This is a genomic window from bacterium, assembly GCA_040755795.1.
Taxonomy (GTDB): Bacteria; UBA9089; CG2-30-40-21; order CG2-30-40-21; family SBAY01; genus JBFLXS01.
This window is the reverse complement of sequence record JBFLXS010000492.1, coordinates 1-2,690: the sequence shown is the minus strand read 5'-3', so window position 1 is coordinate 2,690 and position 2,690 is coordinate 1. Positions and strand designations below refer to the sequence as shown.

Below are 2,690 nucleotides of genomic sequence, written 5' to 3'. Positions count from 1 at the left end.
GCACAGAGGATTCGTATAGGAAGACAGCTAATCTGATAAATCGGATACGGCATCAAGAAGGAGCTACGCCGGCACAAACATTACAAAACAATACAGAATCAGAAGGGGAAAAGATTATAGATTTCATAGAGTTTAAGAGCAGGAAGATATTGGCAGAGAACAAGTGGAGAGAGGGGGAGGGTTTTGAGGATAAGGGGAAAGAGTATAGAGGGGAAGGGGATAAAAGATTTAGTGAAGAGAAGGTTCAAGAGGCGATAAAGGAATGTGAGAGGGAATATGGAGTAGATAGTAATTTGGGGAGTAATCCTGTAGGTTATGAAGATCCTGAACGAAGTGTCAATATCACTATAGATGATGTAGGAGTGAAAGGGCAAAAAGAGACTCGAGGCAAAAGTGGGGCAGAAGATGAAGGTAAAGATAGGAAGTATGTTCACAACACAATAGTTCATGTTCAGAAAGGGAAGAGTTCATATGTTTTAAATGGTTATGGGGTAGTGAGTGTATTGAGGATATTGGTAGCATTTCTACTCCATAATGATTTATTAAGGGCTCACCTTCAGTTTTTTATAGATGGGCAAAAGACGCTTAAGATAGCGATACTAAAAGCCTTTTCGTGGCATAGAAACATAGGGATAATATTAGATTGGCATCACTTAGAGAAGAAATGCAAAGAGAAGCTAAGTTTAGGAATGAAGGGGTATAAGATTCGCAATGAAGTTTTAAGTAATCTTATACCCGTGTTATGGCATGGATTGACAGATAAAGCCATAAAGATGCTAAATGGTTTAGATGAAGATTTGGTCAAGAAGAAAGGGGCAATAGAAGAGTTAGTTGGTTACATTGAGAGAAATAAGAGAGATATTCCATGTTATGCGGTTAGGAAAAAGTTAGGTCTTCGTAATTCGAGTAATATAGGAGAGAAGATGAATGACCTTATTGTGTCAGAGAGGCAGAAACATAATGGGATGAGTTGGTCTAAGTCTGGTTCAATAGGTCTTGCTTCAATAACTGCGATGAAAAGAAACAATGAGGCTAAAAGATGGTTTGAACAAGGTGATATAGAGTTCAAACTGGCAGCTTAATCCTAACCATACAGGTCGAAATTTTTCTTCCCAGAAATGTATCAGTTTTGTGGTAGGAAATAAATCAATTTTTAAGGGGGAACTTTTTCAGATTGTTTTAGTTTTTGGATATGGTGAGCTAATTCTTCTTCATTAGCCCAGCCCATAAAGTAGAAACATAGCATCTCAAAGGTGCGTTTATTGGGTTTACAACCAGTCCAGAGGGTAATTAACATACTGGCTATAAGGGCACAGTATACCTGAATAGCGACTCCATTCTCTGAAAGGGAAATCAAATGAGTGCAACCAAGAATGCATTTGAACCAACGGAAGAAAAGCTCTATTTGCCATCTATAACGATAGATAAGGGCTATAATCTCAGCGGATAGATCCATACGCTCAGTCACTAAAAGAAAGGTGTAATCAGAATCACTGGGTCTTGGGAAAATTTCAATAACACGCACTGGTCGGATAAGATCCTTCTGTTTCTCTTTGGACCCTAATCGGACAATCATATCCCTTTGCACACCTGCTTTTTTATCATCATCCGTTAGGGATTTATGTTCGATGGTATCCCAGATAACATTATCTTGCAATCGGGCGATAAAGGAACTATTGGCATCTATGATTTCCTGAAAGAGTTTAAACTCACGGTAACCGGCATCTAATACATAAAGTTTATTGGGAGAGAGAAACTCTCTCAATACAGTTTTTTCATTGCCATTACCATCAGTAATTTTAGCATTGACAGGGATACTTTTTAAGATATCAAACTCAAGGTGAAGTTTAGCCGCTCTGTTTTGGTCATTAATCCATAATGCCCAAAGCATCTTTAGCAAGGCATGAAGGAGCGTCCCATCCGTAGATACAAGAGTTTGTTGAAGGTTTTTAAGTTTAGGGTCTTTTTCTACAGGGATAGCCTTCTTAGCCAGTTCTTTGATTAAAGGAGCAATCAGGTTAGCATCAAAAACAGTACTTGCCGCAGAAAGGAAGCCAAGGCTTGTCCCTTTAACACCAAGCATTTTCTTAACCTTCTCAAGGTGAGAAATCTGTTGAATTCCACGCAAGCTACTCAGAATAGGATTGAAAAAATAGAATAAAATGAGACAGATATATTGGTCAGGAGTGAAGGTTTCTATTGTGATGCTTACGAACCAGATGAAATCGCTCCAGCATAGGAATAAACTTATGAATAAGCTTAAATCGTTGCAGGTCTTTTTCTTTAATGGGCTTTTTCTTCTTGCGACCCTTGCTTTTCTTTACTGAACTATTAACCATAGTTCAAGTATAACATAAAAAGGAAAAAATGTCTAGAATTTTTTTCTCCTTTAATATCAACGACTTACAGCGTTTTAATTAAAAATAGTTTAAGCAAAAGTTATTCCGAACAGTATTGCCCCAATCCCTACTTATCCGAGAGGCTTCATAATCATATCCCTCTCATCTCTACATCTAAATTATTACATAAAATTACGAAAAAGTCAATAAACTTTTATTACCTGCCCAGGGCAAACGCATCTAAATTCCACAATCAACTGTAGTTTATGATTTTACCAGCAGTTATAAAGCATTTAGAGCCTCCAGCCTTAAAAATGTGTTCACTCTTCTGATTTAATCAGCTTTTACGGT

At 37.5% G+C, this 2,690-nt stretch carries 2 protein-coding genes; one reads left to right on the top strand and one right to left on the bottom strand.

Features of this window, described 5'->3' with window-relative positions:
- On the top strand, positions 1 to 1,082 hold a 1,082-nt coding region (locus tag AB1414_18815; protein MEW6609465.1), incomplete at its 5' end, for a hypothetical protein.
- Between the two features lie 71 nt (positions 1,083 to 1,153).
- Here AB1414_18815 and AB1414_18810 read toward each other — a convergent pair.
- Positions 1,154 to 2,200 carry an IS4 family transposase gene (locus AB1414_18810; protein MEW6609464.1) on the bottom strand — a complete coding sequence of 349 codons (1,047 nt, stop codon included), beginning with the start codon at positions 2,198 to 2,200 and terminating at the stop codon, positions 1,154 to 1,156.
- Positions 2,201 to 2,690 lie beyond the last annotated feature (490 nt).